The sequence below is a fragment of the Thalassospira sp. genome (assembly GCF_030690045.1).
Classification (GTDB): domain Bacteria; phylum Pseudomonadota; class Alphaproteobacteria; order Rhodospirillales; family Thalassospiraceae; genus Thalassospira.
Map to the genome: position 1 here is coordinate 166,963 of NZ_JAUYHK010000018.1, position 14,900 is coordinate 181,862.

At 57.2% G+C, this 14,900-nt stretch carries 18 protein-coding genes and 2 riboswitches; of the genes, 4 read left to right on the forward strand and 14 right to left on the reverse strand.

All coding sequences use genetic code 11. The annotated features are described in order from the left end of the window. The first annotated feature begins 64 nt into the window (after nucleotides 1–64). Nucleotides 65–163, forward strand: a riboswitch (glycine riboswitch). Between the two features lie 3 nt (nucleotides 164–166). Then, a riboswitch (glycine riboswitch) is annotated at nucleotides 167–265 on the forward strand. A gap of 64 nt (nucleotides 266–329) precedes the next feature. Together Q8O73_RS15825 and Q8O73_RS15830 are read left to right on the forward strand one after the other, a co-directional pair. Further along, nucleotides 330–1,745 carry an L-serine ammonia-lyase gene (locus tag Q8O73_RS15825; RefSeq protein ID WP_305559159.1) on the forward strand — a complete coding sequence of 472 codons (1,416 nt, stop codon included), beginning with the start codon at nucleotides 330–332 and terminating at the stop codon, nucleotides 1,743–1,745. A gap of 144 nt (nucleotides 1,746–1,889) precedes the next feature. Further along, the gene (locus Q8O73_RS15830; protein WP_305559160.1) at nucleotides 1,890–2,423 is read left to right on the forward strand and encodes a dihydrofolate reductase family protein; all 534 of its coding nucleotides are present in this window, start codon (nucleotides 1,890–1,892) and stop codon (nucleotides 2,421–2,423) included. On the opposite strand, the gene Q8O73_RS15835 is transcribed toward Q8O73_RS15830, so the two are convergent. From Q8O73_RS15835 to Q8O73_RS15860, 6 genes are all read right to left on the reverse strand, one after another. Beyond that, a complete protein-coding gene (locus Q8O73_RS15835; protein ID WP_305559161.1) occupies nucleotides 2,424–2,762 on the reverse strand; it encodes a type II toxin-antitoxin system PemK/MazF family toxin in 339 nt (112 codons plus the stop codon). Continuing rightward, nucleotides 2,749–2,967, reverse strand: a complete 219-nt coding sequence (locus Q8O73_RS15840; RefSeq protein ID WP_305559162.1) for a type II toxin-antitoxin system PrlF family antitoxin — start codon at nucleotides 2,965–2,967, stop codon at nucleotides 2,749–2,751. Before Q8O73_RS15840 ends, Q8O73_RS15835 begins: the two co-directional genes overlap by 14 nt. A 69-nt stretch (nucleotides 2,968–3,036) precedes the next feature. Beyond that, nucleotides 3,037–3,495, reverse strand: a complete 459-nt coding sequence (gene rlmH / locus Q8O73_RS15845; RefSeq protein ID WP_305559163.1) for a 23S rRNA (pseudouridine(1915)-N(3))-methyltransferase RlmH — start codon at nucleotides 3,493–3,495, stop codon at nucleotides 3,037–3,039. Nucleotides 3,496–3,529: 34 nt separating this feature from the next. Further along, nucleotides 3,530–3,991, reverse strand: a complete 462-nt coding sequence (gene rsfS, locus Q8O73_RS15850) for a ribosome silencing factor (RefSeq protein ID WP_305559164.1) — start codon at nucleotides 3,989–3,991, stop codon at nucleotides 3,530–3,532. Then, entirely contained in the window at nucleotides 3,979–4,596 is a 618-nt protein-coding gene (locus Q8O73_RS15855; protein WP_305559165.1) for a nicotinate-nucleotide adenylyltransferase, read from the reverse strand. The genes rsfS and Q8O73_RS15855 overlap by 13 nt, the downstream gene beginning before the upstream one ends. Beyond that, the gene (locus Q8O73_RS15860) at nucleotides 4,593–5,903 is read right to left on the reverse strand and encodes a glutamate-5-semialdehyde dehydrogenase (protein WP_305559178.1); all 1,311 of its coding nucleotides are present in this window, start codon (nucleotides 5,901–5,903) and stop codon (nucleotides 4,593–4,595) included. The genes Q8O73_RS15855 and Q8O73_RS15860 overlap by 4 nt, the downstream gene beginning before the upstream one ends. 208 nt (nucleotides 5,904–6,111) lie before the next feature. Between Q8O73_RS15860 and Q8O73_RS15865 the strand changes: the two genes are divergently transcribed. Further along, a complete protein-coding gene (locus Q8O73_RS15865; RefSeq protein WP_305559166.1) occupies nucleotides 6,112–7,953 on the forward strand; it encodes an ABC transporter ATP-binding protein/permease in 1,842 nt (613 codons plus the stop codon). Between the two features lie 6 nt (nucleotides 7,954–7,959). On the opposite strand, the gene Q8O73_RS15870 is transcribed toward Q8O73_RS15865, so the two are convergent. The 3 genes from Q8O73_RS15870 to nadB are packed head-to-tail and all read right to left on the reverse strand — an operon-like array spanning nucleotide 7,960 to nucleotide 11,040. Continuing rightward, entirely contained in the window at nucleotides 7,960–8,916 is a 957-nt protein-coding gene (locus Q8O73_RS15870; protein WP_305559167.1) for an AEC family transporter, read from the reverse strand. Between the two features lie 15 nt (nucleotides 8,917–8,931). Then, nucleotides 8,932–9,387 (reverse strand): MOSC domain-containing protein, encoded by a 456-nt coding sequence (locus Q8O73_RS15875; RefSeq protein ID WP_305559168.1) that lies wholly within the window; start codon nucleotides 9,385–9,387, stop codon nucleotides 8,932–8,934. Nucleotides 9,388–9,393: 6 nt separating this feature from the next. Continuing rightward, nucleotides 9,394–11,040, reverse strand: a complete 1,647-nt coding sequence (nadB, locus tag Q8O73_RS15880; RefSeq protein ID WP_305559169.1) for an L-aspartate oxidase — start codon at nucleotides 11,038–11,040, stop codon at nucleotides 9,394–9,396. Nucleotides 11,041–11,212: 172 nt separating this feature from the next. On the opposite strand from nadB, the gene Q8O73_RS15885 reads away from it, so the two are divergent. After that, nucleotides 11,213–11,641, forward strand: coding sequence for a GFA family protein (locus tag Q8O73_RS15885; RefSeq protein ID WP_305559170.1), 429 nt, complete (start codon nucleotides 11,213–11,215; stop codon nucleotides 11,639–11,641). A gap of 150 nt (nucleotides 11,642–11,791) precedes the next feature. On the opposite strand, the gene Q8O73_RS15890 is transcribed toward Q8O73_RS15885, so the two are convergent. From Q8O73_RS15890 to Q8O73_RS15910, 5 genes are all read right to left on the reverse strand, one after another. After that, entirely contained in the window at nucleotides 11,792–11,977 is a 186-nt protein-coding gene (locus Q8O73_RS15890) for a CopG family ribbon-helix-helix protein (protein WP_305559171.1), read from the reverse strand. A 22-nt stretch (nucleotides 11,978–11,999) separates the two neighbouring features. Beyond that, nucleotides 12,000–12,320, reverse strand: a complete 321-nt coding sequence (locus Q8O73_RS15895; protein ID WP_305559172.1) for a HigA family addiction module antitoxin — start codon at nucleotides 12,318–12,320, stop codon at nucleotides 12,000–12,002. After that, a complete protein-coding gene (locus Q8O73_RS15900; protein ID WP_305559173.1) occupies nucleotides 12,292–12,570 on the reverse strand; it encodes a type II toxin-antitoxin system RelE/ParE family toxin in 279 nt (92 codons plus the stop codon). Before Q8O73_RS15900 ends, Q8O73_RS15895 begins: the two co-directional genes overlap by 29 nt. Nucleotides 12,571–12,617: 47 nt before the next feature. After that, a complete protein-coding gene (locus tag Q8O73_RS15905; RefSeq protein WP_305559174.1) occupies nucleotides 12,618–13,583 on the reverse strand; it encodes an SAM-dependent methyltransferase in 966 nt (321 codons plus the stop codon). 65 nt (nucleotides 13,584–13,648) lie between these two features. Then, nucleotides 13,649–14,404, reverse strand: a complete 756-nt coding sequence (locus tag Q8O73_RS15910) for a carbonic anhydrase (RefSeq protein ID WP_305559175.1) — start codon at nucleotides 14,402–14,404, stop codon at nucleotides 13,649–13,651. Nucleotides 14,405–14,900: the final 496 nt, after the last annotated feature.

Below are 14,900 nucleotides of genomic sequence, written 5' to 3' on the forward strand. Positions count from 1 at the left end.
TGCGGCTCTTTGACAAGCTTCCCCGCAAACAGGTACGATGGCGCACTTAACGGTGATACCTCGATATACCGCAGTGGGAGAGACCGGCAAGGCGCAAGCCCTGTTGGCGCCGAAGGAGCAATCTGCCCCGAAAACTCTCAGGCACAAGGACCGCGGCGGGATGAGGCTCTGGAGAGTGAAGGTTTGCCCGCGCAAATCTTCCACCGAAGGATGAAGCCTGTTGCAAATTGCAGCATGGCGCACAATCTCAGGTCAAGGGACAGAGGGGGCAGACGCCGGTTCGTGAACGCCACGGCATTTTTGCCGTGACTCAGAGCCGAGGGAGGCCCATGACCGATACTTCATCCATGACGTCGAAAGACGTCAATCTTTCCGTTGTTGATCTTTACACCATCGGGATCGGACCATCGAGTTCGCATACCGTCGGCCCGATGCGGGCCGGATACCGGTTTTGTCTGGAACTTGACGCCCGCGACCTTTTGGAAAAAACCGGCACGATCATTGTCGATCTGTATGGATCACTGGCGCTGACCGGCAAGGGGCACGCCACCGATACGGCGGTGTTGCTGGGCCTGTCGGGGCAACGGCCCCGGTCGGTGGACCCCGATCAGGTCGGCCCGATCATGAAGGCAATCACCGCGACGGGAAAATTGCAGTTGTTCGGGGCGCATCCGGTTGATTTCAACCGGGCGCATAATCTGCTGTTTCATTATACCGAAACCCTGCCGGGCCATCCCAACGGCATGCGGATTTCGGCCTTTGACCGCGATGGCGTTGCCCTGCATCATCAGGAATATTTTTCGGTCGGCGGCGGTTTTATCGTGTCGGGCGATGATCGCGGCGCGGAATATTCCGGCGACAACATTACCTTGCCCTATCCGTTTTCATCGGCCGATGAATTGATGGCGATCTGCAAACACCATGGTTTGTCGATTGCCGACCTGATGATGGAAAACGAAAAATCATGGCGCGATCCATCGGAAACCAACGAATTTCTCGATAATGTCCATGCCGCGATGATGGATTGCGTGGATCGGGGCTGTCAAAATGACGGCATTCTGCCCGGCGGGCTGAATGTCAAACGCCGGGCGCGTAAACTGTATCTGGAACTGACCGAAAAACCCGAAGCCGGCCTGAAAGACCCGTTAACAGTGATTGACTGGGTCAATCTGTATGCCCTGGCGGTTAACGAGGAAAATGCCGCCGGTGGCCGGGTGGTGACGGCACCGACCAACGGGGCGGCGGGGGTTATTCCGGCGGTGTTGCGGTATTACGAACGGTTTTGCGCCAATGTCGATCAGGATAAAATCCGGCAATTTTTGCTGACCGCGGCGGCGATTGGCTCGATCTATAAAAAACGCGCCTCGATCTCGGCTGCCGAGGTCGGCTGTCAGGGCGAGGTCGGTGTGGCCTGTTCGATGGCGGCGGGGGCATTGTGCGCCGTTCTGGGCGGAACCCCCGAACAGGTCGAAAATGCCGCTGAAATCGGGATGGAACATAATCTGGGCCTGACCTGTGATCCGATTGGCGGGCTGGTGCAGGTGCCCTGCATCGAACGCAACACCATGGGGGCGGTCAAGGCGATCAATGCGTCGCGTCTGGCCTTGCGCGGCGATGGGCATCATACCGTGTCGCTGGACAAGGTGATTGAAACCATGCGCCAGACCGGCGCGGATATGCAAAGCAAATACAAGGAAACCAGCCAGGGCGGCCTTGCCGTCAATGTCAATGTGGTCGAATGCTGACCGTCTGACGGATGGGGCCGGTTCGGGGCCGCGGCAGGCGATTGCCCCATCCCCGCCTGATTCTTGCCACCATGTCCGGCCAACCTGCTATTGTAAAAACAACAAACAAGGGGCAACGACCCCAAAAGATGGTTGGTGACACAGATGAAAAAAAAGCTGTTCCGCATTTACGTTGCGGCCAGTCTGGACGGATATATCGCCCGCCCCAGCGGGGCGGTAGACTGGCTGGAGGATTACGACCCGGCCGAATTTGATTTTGACGGCTTTCTGTCGCAAATCGGCACCCTGATCATTGGCCGCAAAACCTTTGATCAGGTGATGGCTTTTGACGACTGGCCCTATGGCGAACGGCGCACCATTGTTCTGACGTCGCATCCCCTGACTGGCGATATTCCGGAAAACACCACGGCCTATGGCGGCAGTCTGATCGAACTGGTCACGCAATTGCGCGACGATAAATCCAGTCAGGGCGATATCTGGATTGTCGGCGGCGCCAGTGTCGTGACGCAATTTCTGTTTGCCGGTCTGGCTGACCGGATGGAAATTTTTGTCATCCCGGTCATTCTGGGCGAAGGCCTGCCGCTGTTTGGCAAGGACGCCGCCCAGGCCACACCGAAACTGGTATCATCGGGGCATTATACCTCGGGCGTGGTGCGGATGGAATATAACCTGCGCTGATTACCGGATAGAGGACGGCAGATGATCCCGCAATTGCGCCAGGACATCTTCGGTATCTTGCGGATTGATATGGCCGATCTGTTTAAGAATGTCGGTCTCGATGGTGGCGATTTTGGCGGTGCGCACCACCGACGGGCTTTTTAATCCGGCCTGATCAAGGCCCCGTAACATCACATCGCCGGGCCAACGGGCATTGACCGCCGATGTGATCATCAAAACCCAGACCAGATTGCTGTGCGCCGGGGTGGCAATCACCAGACAGGGGCGTCTGCGCACCACCGGGCGTTCAACATAGGGAAAAGGTGCCGCAACAACGTCAAACGGCCTAAAGATCGGCATAGGCATCCTCGTCGGCGGGGGATTTCCATTCGTCAAACAAATGGAACGGATCATCGGTTGCCGGTTCTGACGGTTTGCGTTTCAGCAAAACCGCGTCGCCCCGGATTTCATAAATAATCTCGTCCCCCGGCCCGACATGCAGGAAATCCCGCACGCTGCGCGGGATGACCGTTTGCGATTTTGTCGTCAGTCTGGATGTGATCATCGCTTTCTCGCGGTAAGAATAATTCTTCCCGGATATGGTAAGAAAAATATCTTACCATATCAAGCCGGATCATTCCCGATGATAGGGATGGTTGGTCTGGATGGCGTGGGCGCGGAATAATTGTTCGGCGATCAGGGCCCGGACCAGCATATGCGGCCAGGTGGCCTTGCCCAGCGACCACAAGGTATCGGCGCGGGCTTTCAGGGCGTCGCCATGCCCGTCGGCACCGCCAATGACAAAGGCGATATTGCCGCCATTCCGGTCGATCCAGCCTTCGAGTTTTTGGGCAAAATCGATGGAGCCATATTCCTGCCCGCGTTCGTCAAGGGCAACGACAAAGGCCGCATCGGGAATAACGCCCAGCAGCAATTCCGCCTCGCGCGCCTTAAGCTGGGCGGCGGGCAGTTTTTTCTTTTCTTCCACCTCGCGCACGACAAAGGGCCAGCGCAGGCGGGCTGCGTAATGGTCAAAAAGATCTTTCTCGGGGCCGTTTTTCATCCGGCCCACTGCGGCAAGGGTAATTTGCATCTTCCCCCACTGCCCGCAACAAACGGGTCGGCTGTCAGTACAGCCGGGCCGCCTGTTGTTTCAGTGCCGGATTTTCAACGCCCCACATCTGTTCGATGTTGTAAAAGGCGCGAACTTCCGGACGGAACAGATGGACAATCACATCGCCGGTATCGACCAGCGCCCAGTCACCCTGTTCAAGGCCTTCTGCCAATGCGCGGCCCTGACCGGCATTTTTGAGGGCTTCGACAATGTGCTCGGCCATGGAAGACACCTTCCGCGAGGATGACCCCGTGGCGATGACCATATGATCGGCAATGGCTGTTTTGTCGGTAAGATCAATGGTGACAAGGTCTTCTGCCTTGTCATCTGCGAGGGTACTCTGGATAAGCGCGAGCAGTTCGCCCGGGGTCAGAGTCTTTTTTGCGGTACCTATTGTCGCCACCTTAAGAATATGGGCGGGGTTGTCTGCCGCACCATGCGAATGCAGATAACCGCCGTCGGTCAAACCTGCCACCGGCCTTCGGCGCGAATCGCGGTCGAAGAAGCCGGATGGCGTCTTATTGGCAGGTACACCCAGGCCGGGGCATCAAAATCGGCCAGCAAACCCGCCCTGTCCGAAGCAACGCGCCAGCGCGCCATGCGCCGTGCCGCCGTCCCGGACAATGCCTTGTTAGAATACCCCTCGCGATCAAGAACCGCAATGGGGGCGAGTGATATCAGTCTTTGCCACCATTTCCATTGATGGAACTGGGCCAGATTGTCCGCCCCCATCAGCCAGACAAACCGCGTTTTGACAAAACGCTGCTGCAAGGCCGCCAGAGTATCGGCGGTATAGCGGGTCCCGAGATCAGTTTCAATTGCAGAAACCACAATGCGGGGATGTCGTGCCATCATCCGGGCCGAATCAACCCTTTTGGCCAGTCCGGCCATGCCATTGCGCGATTTGAGCGGATTTTGCGGCGATACCAGCCACCATATTTCATCGAGATGCAGGCGTTTAAGCGCCTCTTGCGAGATGTGCAAATGCCCTTCATGCGCCGGGTTGAACGACCCGCCCAACAATCCGACGCGGGGCGGGGCACACAAAACACGCGGAGCCGGAAGTTGCGCCTGCGTCACGGGCGGGTTTGCCCGGTGCCGCGCACCACATATTTGTAACTGGTCAGTTGTTCGACGCCAACCGGGCCACGCGCATGCAGTTTGCCGGTCGAAATGCCGATTTCCGCCCCCATGCCAAATTCGCCGCCATCGGCAAACTGGGTCGAGGCATTGACGATCACAATCCCCGAATCGACACCATTGAGAAATTGTTCGGCCACCGCCATATCCTCGGCGATGATCGCATCGGTATGATGCGATCCATGGCTGTTGATATGATCAATCGCCGCCTTGACCCCGGAAACGGTTTTGATCGCGACAATCGCATCCAGATATTCCGTCATCCAGTCTGCGTCGGTCGCCGCCAGAATGCGGGCATCGGTGGCCTGTGCCGTGGCATCGCCGCGCATTTCACATCCCCGTTCCGCCAGGGCATCGGCGATTTTGGGCAACAGGGTCGCCACCACCCCATGATCAATCAGGATGGTTTCGGTCGATCCGCAAACACCGGTGCGGCGCATCTTGGCATTGACGACGATATCGACGGCCTTTTTCGGGTCGGCGCTGGCATGGATATAGGTATGGCACAGCCCTTCCAGATGCTTGAACAACGGAATGCGGCTTTCCTCGGTAATCCGGCTGATCAGGGATTTGCCCCCGCGCGGCACAATCACATCGATATAATCGGATAATTGCAACATTGCACCAACGGCGGCCCGGTCCGTGGTCGGCACCAGTTGCACGCTGGCATCGGGTAATCCGGCACGAGCAATGCCCGCCGCGATACAGTCAAAAATCGCCCGCGAGGAATGAAAACTTTCCGATCCACCGCGCAAAATTGCCGCATTGCCCGATTTCAGGCACATGGCGGCGGCATCCGCCGTCACATTGGGGCGGCTTTCATAAATAATACCAATCACGCCCAGCGGCACCGATATTCGGGCGATATCAAGGCCGTTGCGTTCGGGTGACCAACGCGCCAGTTCCCGTCCAACCGGATCGGGCAGGGCGGCGACCACCTCGATACCCTTTGCCATGCCGTCGATGCGGTCATCATTGAGTTCCAGACGGTCCAGCAAGGCGGCGGTCAGGCCCTTGGCGCGTCCGGCTTCCATATCACGGGCATTGGCGGCAAGGATCATGGCGCGATTGTCGCGCAGCAATTGTGCCGCCGTCATCAAGGCATCGGTTTTGACCGGGGACGGGACCTGGGCCAGTTCAAGTGCGGCGTCACGGGCCTTGATGCCCATGTCGCGCATCAGGGCGCCAATGTCCTGTTTTTCGATGCTGGTCTGTACCGTCATGATCCGGTTTCCGTTGTTTGGCAGGCGGGCCGGATAAGGGGCCTAGCCTGTCATTATGTGTTCATAAACCGGCAAAATAGACCGGTGCGGGCCGGACTGCAATCTTCTTGGCGTCTTTTTGATATCGGGTTGATATCGGGTGATGGCTTGCCAAAACCCTGTTTGCGGGCCATTTGTGGGATGGGTTTGGAAAAACAGGGCGCAAAACCCGTGCGCCAAGGGGAATAAAACAGTGCAGCAGACAGACGGCAAAACATCACAGGCGAATGCCGATCTTCACGTTATCCGGACATTCCTGCCCTATTTGTGGCCGCGCGGGGAAACTGAACTGAAACTGCGGGTGGTGATCGCCCTGTTGTTTCTGGTCGGGTCCAAGGTCGCCAATGTTTATGTGCCGATCCTCTATAAACATGCGGTGGATGCGCTGGGCGAAGTCAGCACGACCGCCGCCCTTGTTGCCGTGCCTGCCGGGTTGATCATTGCCTATGGGCTGGTGCGGGTTCTGTCATCGGCCTTTGGCGAATTGCGCGATGCGGTGTTTGCCAAGGTTGCGCAACGCGCCATCCGCAATGCCGCCCTTGGGGTTTTTACCCATTTGCATGCGCTGTCGATGCGGTTTCATCTGGACCGTCAGATGGGCGGGCTGTCGCGCGCCATTGAACGCGGGGTCAAGGGCATCGAATTTTTGCTGTCCTTCATGCTGTTCAACATCCTGCCGACGCTTCTGGAAATCTTCATGGTGTCGGGCATTTTGTGGGTGATGTACGACATCTGGTTTGCCCTGATCACCTTTGTCACCATCGTTATCTACATCGCCTTTACCCTGATCGTCACCGAATGGCGGATGAAATTCCGCCGCGAAATGAACAGCCGCGATGACGAAGCCAATACCAAGGCGATCGACAGCCTGATCAATTACGAAACCGTCAAATATTTCAACAACGAAACCCACGAAGCCCGGCGTTATGACAATGCCTTGCAGGGCTATGAGGTGGCGGCAGTCAAATCGCAGGAATCGCTGTCAAAACTCAATATCGGGCAGGGCGCGATCATTGCGGTTGGTCTGGTTCTCAATATGTTGCTGGCGGCCCGCGGGGTGACGAATGGCACCATGACGATTGGCGATTTCGTGCTGGTCAATGCCTATCTGTTGCAGCTTTACATGCCGTTGAATTTTCTGGGATTTGTCTATCGTCAGATTAAACAGTCGCTGATCGATATGGAAAAGATGTTTTCCCTGCTCGATGTTGGCAAGGAAGTCGCCGATAGCGACGGGGCGCGGGATCTGGATTGTCGCGATGCCGCCATCCGGTTTGAAAATGTGCATTTTTCCTACAATCCGGACCGGCATATCCTCAAAGGCGTCAGTTTCGAGGTCCCGGCAGGCAAGACGGTGGCCGTGGTCGGGCCCAGCGGCGCGGGTAAATCGACCCTGACGCGCCTGATGTTCCGGTTTTATGACGTATCATCGGGCAAGATCACCATTGACGGGCAGGATATCCGCGATGTCACGCAATCCTCCCTGCGTCACAGCATCGGCATCGTGCCGCAGGATACCGTCCTGTTTAATGACAGCATCGCCTATAATATTGCCTATGGCCGCCCCGGTGCGGATATGGATGCCATCGATGATGTGGCGCGCCTGGCCAGCATTGACGGCTTTATCGCAAGCCTGCCGGATGGTTATAAAACCAAGGTGGGCGAACGCGGCCTGAAACTGTCAGGCGGCGAAAAACAACGGGTCTCAATTGCCCGCATGTTGTTGAAACGTCCGAAAATCATGATTTTCGACGAGGCAACATCGGCCCTTGATACCCGCACCGAAAAGGATATCCAGCAGGCCTTGCGCGATGTGTCGCGGGGTCACACCACCCTGATCATCGCGCATCGCCTGTCCACCGTGATTGATGCCGATGAAATCATCGTCTTGCGCGACGGGCAGGTGGCCGAACGCGGCCGCCATCATGATTTGCTCGATCAAAACGGTCTGTATGCCGAAATGTGGGCGCAACAACAGGAAATCCGTCAGGCCGAGGAAATCCTGGCCCATGCGGGCGAAATTCCGGCGGGATGATATTTTTCAGGGCAGCGGCCCAAAAACCCGCGTGGTTTCAAGGATCCAAAGCGCGGTGCTGATGGTGATGAAAGACAGCGATGTTGCCACCATCAGCGATGCGGCGCACAATCCTTCATGGCCGTAACGTTGCCCGAACAGGGCATAGATGCTCAGCATCGGCGAACAGGCAAAACTGACGGCGGCAATCTGTAAAACCGGGTCCATCGGCGGCAACAGCCAGACCATGGCAAACACCGCCAACGGATGCAGGATCAGCTTGCCACTGACGATCCGGGCCATATCAATGCGCATCCCGCGGATACTCAGCCCGACCAACCCGCCGCCAATGACAAAAAGCGCGGTCGGCCCCGCCGTCAGGGCCAGCATGTCAATGGCCTTGAACAGCGGTCCGGGCAGGGTGATCTCGCTGACCGACAGGGCAAGCCCCGCCACAATTGCCAGCATGATCGGATTGCGCGCCATGCCGGTCACCACCTTGCGCAAAACCGCAAGACGGTTCTGCCCGTCATGCGCCGCACTGTCGCCCAGCAAAAGCACAAGTGGCATCATCGCCAGAATTTCAATCATCATGCACATCGCCAGCGCCATGACCGCCGGCGGGCCCAGCAATTGCAGCGCAACCGGATAACCGATAAAGCCACTGTTGCAAAACGACATGCCCAGCCCCTGCAACACGGCGTTTGGCATCGATTTGCGCACGATATAGCGTGTAAACAACAGTCCGATGGCAAAGACAATCAGCGACCCGCCGCCATAGGCGACAAGAAAGGTGCCATGCAGAACCTCGTTCAGGTCGCGCCCGGAAAAGGACGCAATCAAAAGCGCCGGCAGGGCGAAATTCATGACAAAGGCCCCCATGCCGCGCACAACATTCTGCGGCATGATCTTTGCGGCAACCGCGATATAACCGGTTGCCATGATCAGAAAGATCGGTGTGGTGATTGCCAGGATATCAAGCATGCAGGGAGTTTCCGGTTACGGGGCGGCGGCAAGGCTGACGGGATCATCAAGGGCAATTTCCCCGCCCCGAACAACCAGACAGGTCACACCGCCGCGCCAGCCGGGCCGCAATGCGGCCTCAAGCCCGGCGGCGGCCTGTTCCATGCGCTGGCAAGGTTCGGTTTCGCCGGTAATCTGCAAAATCACATCGCCGATATGGATATGATCGCCGACATGGTGCGGCAACGTGATGCCCGTGACCAGAAGATTGGCCCGCCGGGTGGTCCAGGGCAAATCGGGCCGGTTGATGTCATGACAGGCGGCGTGCCAGTCCTCAAGCCGCATCACCGTGACCTTGCGTTTGCGATGCTTGCCGCGAAAATCGCCCTCAATCCCGCGCTCAACCGAAATGCTGATCCGTTCCAGCGGTTCGACAATTGCTTTGGGGGCGGCTTTGCGGGCGATACCGGCAAGGGTTCCTGTTGGGTTCATGGCAGATCAGCTTTTCCATTGTCCCGACACGACCCAACGCCCGGCGAAGTTTTCCGGGACCAGAACGGTCTGGCGCGGGGCGGCGCTGTCATCGCGGTCGGGGTAATCAATGGTGTAATGCAGGCCCCGGCTTTCGCGCCGCCACAGGGCGGATTGAATGATCAGCCGGGCGACGACCGACAGGTTGCGCAATTCCAGCAAATCGTTGGTCACACGGAAATTGCCGTAATATTCATCAATTTCGGATAACAGCAAATCCACCCGGTGCTGGGCGCGTTGCAGGCGTTTGGTGGTGCGGACAATGCCGACAAAATCCCACATGACATTGCGCAACTGTTCCCAGTTATGGGCGACGATGACTTCTTCGTCGGAATCGGTCACACCGGTTTCATCCCACGGCGGCAGATCGTTGAAACGGTCATCGACCGGCAGGGCGGAAATAATGTCATTGGCCGCAGATTCGCCAAACACCAGACATTCCAGAAGCGAATTCGACGCCAGCCGGTTGGCCCCGTGCAGGCCGGTTCCGGCGCATTCCCCAATCGCATAAAGCCCGGTCAGATCGGTGCGCCCGCGCAAATCGGTCAAAACCCCGCCACAGGTATAATGCGCGGCAGGCACCACCGGGATCGGTTCGCGGGTCATATCAATGCCAAAGGTCAGGCAGGTTTCATAAACCGTCGGGAAATGTTCGCGGATAAAATCCGTCCCCTTGTGTGAAATATCCAGAAACACACTGTCGATGCCCAGACGTTTCATTTCATGGTCAATCGCGCGGGCAACAATATCGCGCGGGGCCAGTTCACCACGCTCGTCGAACCGGTCCATAAAGCGCGTACCATCGGGCAACAATAACTTGCCGCCTTCGCCGCGCACCGCCTCGGTAATCAGAAATGATTTGGCCTGCGGATGGTAAAGGCAGGTCGGGTGAAACTGGCTGAATTCCATATTCATCACCCGGCACCCGGCCCGCCATGCCATGGCAATGCCATCGCCCGTCGATCCGTCGGGGTTGGAGGTAAAACGATACACCTTGCTGGCCCCGCCGGTGGCCAGAATGACGGTGCGGGCGTTGAACGCCTTGACAAGGCCCGATTTCAGATCCAGCGCATAGGCCCCGATGCAACGACGGCCTTCACCGCCCAGCTTGCGGTCCGTGACCAGATCAATCGCCAGATAATCTTCAAAAATATCAATATTGGGATGCCCGACCGCCTGGCTTTGCAAGGTGGTCTGAACCGCCCGCCCGGTGGCGTCGGCGGCATGAACGATGCGGCGGTGGCTGTGCCCGCCCTCGCGGGTCAGGTGAAAGGGCTGATCATTGCCGCCCTGCGGATCACGGGTCAGCTGAATGCCCAGATCATCCAGCCAGCGAATGGCGGCAGGCGCATTGCGGGCGACAAATTCAACGGTTTCACGTTTGCACAGGCCGCCACCGGCAACCAGCGTATCCTCGACATGGTTTTCGATGCTGTCGGCGGCATCCAGCACGGCGGCAATGCCGCCCTGCGCCCAGTTGGTGGACCCATCGTCAATCCGGCCCTTGGACAGGACGGCAACCCGGACATGCGGGGCAAGTTTCAGCGCGGTGGTCAGACCGGCGGCACCACTGCCAACGACAAGGACATCATAGTGGAAAGACAAATCGCTCATGATATTCCAACATTTTGACGGATGCCGAACAATAGGACTGCCTGACGGCAATCTCAAACATTATTGCGCAGGCCTGCATACCAATGATCCCCATTGTCCCTTGCGATATGATATGTGCTTACCAGATACTGCGTAGATGACACGATGATCATACTCAAAGGGGAAATTGGCGATGGCGCACAGCGATCAGCACAGTGATCAGCACGGGCTACAGCATACCGGCGGCTGCCATTGCGGCGAGGTCCGCTATGAAGTGCGCGGCCCGTTGCAGGATGCCTATATGTGCCATTGCAATCTGTGCCGCAAACTGCATGGCCATGTCAGTGTCTATGCCACCACCGGCAAGGATGATTTTCATCTGGTAAAGGATGAAGGGCTGCGCTGGTATCGATTGTCCAAAAAAACCGATCGTGGATTTTGCAAGGAATGCGGATCGGCCCTGTTCTGGCGCACCATCCGTTCCAAACAGGTCTCCATCACGCCCGGCACCCTCGATGGCCCCAGTGGCATTACGACCTGCGCGCAGATTTTCTGTGCCGACAAGGGCGATTATTACCCGGTCGATCCGGCGATCCCGGCTTATGACCGCGATGAACCGTAAAACGGGTCAATATCCGGCTTCTCTTTGGGGGCGGAACGCCAGAATATAGACGGCATTACGATCCTGTTCATATCGATACAGGGCGACGAAGCCTGAATTTCCAAACTTGATGACAACGTTTCAGCCCGCGTATGGTTTCTTCGATAACAATTACTCGTGACATTCAGGTAATTTTGGCGCGGTTTCACCGCCCCAGCCCTGCAACCAGTCGCGGACTTCCTGCCCGCTCAGATGACGGCCTGTTTCCTGATAGGTCGCCCATGAGGCAAGGGCTTCTTGCTGGAATTTTTCGCGGGCTTCCTCCCGGTCAACATATTGCTCAATCGCTTCACGCATGATGGAATGCTGCTACGGTTGGTTACGCTGCCCGGCGGCGTACAACGTTGCGAATATGATTGCCGCTTTTTTCGCCTGTAATTGCCAGATCATAGGCGGCTTGCAGGTTAAGCCAGAAACGTGCCGATGTTCCAAAATAGGTGCCAAGGCGCAATGCGGTATCGGCCGTAATGGCACGGCTACCCCGGATAATTTCGGCCATGCGGCTTTGCGGGACATCCAGTGCGCGGGCAAATGCCGCGACCGAAATATTGATTTCGGCAAGTTCATCGGCAAGCACTTCGCCGGGATGGACCGGTGGAAGGGTCACTTCATTAATGATAGTCGATGATTTCGACGTCATGAGCGTCTCCTTTGGCAAAGGTAAAACAAATGCGCCATTGGTCATTGATCCGGATGCTGTACTGACCTTTGCGGGTGCCGTGTAGCGCCTCAAACCGGTTTGAGGGCAGTCGCATCAAATCTTCGATACAGGTGGCTTCATTGAGAACGGCCAAGCGACGAATTGCCTGTCTTTCGACAGCCTGTAATTCGGGAACCCTCTTTCCCTCAAGAAAGCGGATCGTGCGTTTGCCAACAGCCGTTTTGATCATACGTCAAAAATAACCTGCCGGGCGTTATCTGTCAAACAGATTGCCCTTTAATCCAGATCGGTCACGCCGGGAACTTTCATCCAGGTCAGTTCGTGCTTGTTATTATACAGATGCACGATCTTGGAGCCCGGAATATCGGCAAAGGGGGCAATGGCGGCGGGGTCGGTGTCGCCCTGCATTTTGATGGTGCAGATAAAATTGCGCGCCATGCCGGTTTCCAGCCAGTGGGTGACAAGGCGATACAGCCGGTCCGGGTAACAGATCACATCCGAACACAGCCAGTCCACCGGGCCAAAATCATTGGGATCAAGGCCAAAGGCGCTTTCCTGCCGGAAATCGACCCGTGGCAGGTTGCCGATGCGCGGGTCAAGGCGGGCCTTGTCCACACTGATCACCGAGGCACCGGTTTCATGCAACACCCATGTCCAGCCGCCGGGGCTGCCGCCCAGATCAATCGTCAGATCGCCGCGTCCGGGCATGATGCCCAGCCGGGTAAAGGCTTCCCACAATTTCAGATAGGCACGATTGGGCGGGGTGGTTTTGTCTTCTTCAAATTCGATTTCGCCATGTTTCCACGGGCTGGAACAATCGCTGGCGGCGATAATGGTATCGGTATCAATCAGCGTCCATGAACCCAGCGGGGCGCTCGGCGCGGGTTGGCCAAAGATTTGCCGTTTGGCCGACACATGGGGCAGATGCCCCTCGATCAGTTTGGCGCGGGAAAAATGATCGAATTTAAACAGCGCCCAGTTGCGCTGGTTAAAACGCAGGATTTTGGCCGCCCCCTTGATCGACGGAATGGCAAGCCGCACCGGATTGCGCCAGACATTTTGCGCCCAGAAGGCCCGGCGTTCGGGCCCCGGCGCAAACATCAGGCGGTCATGGCGTTCGCACACATCGCCCAGTTCGGCATAAAGCTGATCCTCAAACCCCACAGCGGCGAGATAGCCGGTGGCGTTCATCGGTTCGATCACGGCTTCGATGCCGTCGGGCAGGTCAAATTTTTCTGTCATGCACCGCTTCTACCGTGCTTTGCAGGCCGGTAAAAGCCGGAAAATGACACCCGGACGCAAGGGCGTCATCGCAGGATCGGACGGGCAAAGACATTCTGGATCGTGCGATTGTTCGGGCCGGGCTGGGTCGCCATGAATGCCGCCACCTGACCGGCTGAAACGCTTTGCGGTTCTTTCAGCACCAGCCACCACACCCCTTCGGAACAGGGCGGCGTGGTCAGCGATCCGTTGAAACGGTAATAATCAGGGTTATCGCCCAAAAGGCTTGACGCCGGCACACCGGACGGGGCCGGGCGGGTGTCTCCGGCCTTGGGCGGCAAATCGGCCCAGAACGGGGCAAGACGGGCATTGGCATCGCCTTCTTCATACAGAATGGCAATCACCGCCAGATTGCCATCCGCGTCGGCATGGACCATATGGCCTTCCATCGCAAAGGATTTGCCATTGATGTGGTTTTCGCTTGGCGTGTGAAAATGCATCTGGATCAGGTTAAAGGTCCGGCCTGCAATGGTGATGGCACTGCCCGGTGTCATATTGATCTGCACGGTATGGCCGTTATTGACGATGTCGGTTGCCGGGGTGCCGTATTTGAAATCAATCGGCGACAAATCGGCTTCAACAAATCCGGTCATATCAACCGGAGTCTGGTTTTTGCCCGACGCACATAATTCATAGGCGGGGTCAAGCGCCCCCCAATGATCGGGGCCGGTGGAACCTTCATAGCTCCATCCGCCATGCCCGCCTTCGGCTTGCAAGGCATGCGGCATGGCAAAAGCCAGACCCAGGGCCAAGGCACTTCCCATCAAAAATGACATTTTCATTGTCGGTCCCCGTGAAATCATCTGTTGCGAATATTTTATCAGAAAGATGCCCGGTTGCCGGAAATTTCTGACGGTCTGTTGTTGATGACGCCCCGCACGGGTTTTGTGACAAACAAAAAACAGAAAAACAGCCGCTGCCGCTTTCTTTCCTGCCATGTCCCTCACAGCAAAGGGGCAGCACCAGCCAAATCCCGCCATTCCCATGCAGATGGAAACCGGACAGCCGCCGGGCTTCCACCGCCGGGCCTTCGCCCCGATCACACCGGCCCCGCCGCACCATGTCCCCGCTTTCGGGGTTGTTGCACCTTGTCATTTCAATGATCATACCCGATCAATGAAATCAAAAAATCTGGCGTCGCCGACTCGCTTTCAGTAATCAATCATGATCCCTGAAAACAACCGCTAAAGTTGCTGCATCACACCCTTCCGCCCCGGAAAACCGCCAGATAACGGCTGTGACAGCCCCCGAATCGCCAACCCGGCAGGACCGATGCAC

Coding starts and splice junctions, on each gene's coding strand:
- Q8O73_RS15905 (WP_305559174.1), bottom strand. CDS start 13,583: ATGACAGAAAAATTTGACCTGCCCGACGGCATCGAAGCCGTGATCGAA.
- nadB (WP_305559169.1), bottom strand. CDS start 11,040: ATGAGCGATTTGTCTTTCCACTATGATGTCCTTGTCGTTGGCAGTGGT.
- Q8O73_RS15895 (WP_305559172.1), bottom strand. CDS start 12,320: ATGACGTCGAAATCATCGACTATCATTAATGAAGTGACCCTTCCACCG.
- Q8O73_RS15885 (WP_305559170.1), top strand. CDS start 11,213: ATGGCGCACAGCGATCAGCACAGTGATCAGCACGGGCTACAGCATACC.
- Q8O73_RS15890 (WP_305559171.1), bottom strand. CDS start 11,977: ATGCGTGAAGCGATTGAGCAATATGTTGACCGGGAGGAAGCCCGCGAA.
- Q8O73_RS15840 (WP_305559162.1), bottom strand. CDS start 2,967: ATGATCACATCCAGACTGACGACAAAATCGCAAACGGTCATCCCGCGC.
- Q8O73_RS15900 (WP_305559173.1), bottom strand. CDS start 12,570: ATGATCAAAACGGCTGTTGGCAAACGCACGATCCGCTTTCTTGAGGGA.
- Q8O73_RS15910 (WP_305559175.1), bottom strand. CDS start 14,404: ATGAAAATGTCATTTTTGATGGGAAGTGCCTTGGCCCTGGGTCTGGCT.
- rlmH (WP_305559163.1), bottom strand. CDS start 3,495: ATGCAAATTACCCTTGCCGCAGTGGGCCGGATGAAAAACGGCCCCGAG.
- Q8O73_RS15835 (WP_305559161.1), bottom strand. CDS start 2,762: ATGCCGATCTTTAGGCCGTTTGACGTTGTTGCGGCACCTTTTCCCTAT.
- Q8O73_RS15875 (WP_305559168.1), bottom strand. CDS start 9,387: ATGAACCCAACAGGAACCCTTGCCGGTATCGCCCGCAAAGCCGCCCCC.
- Q8O73_RS15870 (WP_305559167.1), bottom strand. CDS start 8,916: ATGCTTGATATCCTGGCAATCACCACACCGATCTTTCTGATCATGGCA.
- Q8O73_RS15830 (WP_305559160.1), top strand. CDS start 1,890: ATGAAAAAAAAGCTGTTCCGCATTTACGTTGCGGCCAGTCTGGACGGA.
- Q8O73_RS15825 (WP_305559159.1), top strand. CDS start 330: ATGACCGATACTTCATCCATGACGTCGAAAGACGTCAATCTTTCCGTT.